This window comes from Bartonella capreoli (assembly GCF_902813205.1).
Taxonomy (GTDB): Bacteria; Pseudomonadota; Alphaproteobacteria; order Rhizobiales; family Rhizobiaceae; genus Bartonella; species Bartonella schoenbuchensis.
The window spans coordinates 1-423 of record NZ_CADDZX010000272.1 but is presented as its reverse complement, the minus strand read 5'-3'; the positions used below and the strand labels follow the sequence as shown (position 1 = coordinate 423).

2 pseudogenes are annotated in these 423 nt (G+C 37.1%); both read left to right on the top strand.

The window, feature by feature from the left end:
- Positions 1–206, top strand: a pseudogene (locus tag J7R05_RS08385) (NADH-quinone oxidoreductase subunit N); the annotation flags it as partial.
- Positions 206–423: pseudogene (locus tag J7R05_RS08380) on the top strand (biotin--[acetyl-CoA-carboxylase] ligase); the annotation flags it as partial. The pseudogenes J7R05_RS08385 and J7R05_RS08380, both read left to right, overlap by 1 nt.

The window sequence follows — 423 nt, the reverse complement described above, 5'->3', positions numbered from 1 at the left end:
GGATGATAGCATCTGTCGTTGGAGCTTTTTACTATTTACGAGTCATTAAAATTATGTGGTTTGATGACGCAAAAGCGCATTTTGTTGCTTTATCGAATGAGCTTCAATTTTGTCTCGGTCTTTCTGCATTGTTTATTTTATTTTATACACTTTTTGGAGTTTGGTTTGCTGAATTAGCAGAAAAAGCAGCAGCTGCATTGTTTTAATGAATATGGTTTATATTTTATCAGATTTTGCTCAAGAACAAGGATACACTATTGAAGCGTACGATAGTGTTGACTCAACAAATCTCATTGCGCAACGAAAAGCGCAAACTGGTCATCAAGGTAATCTTTGGATTGTTGCACAAGAACAATCACAGGGAAGAGCAAGAAGAGGGAGGACTTGGTCTAGTCCCAAAGGGAACCTTTATTCTAGCCTTTT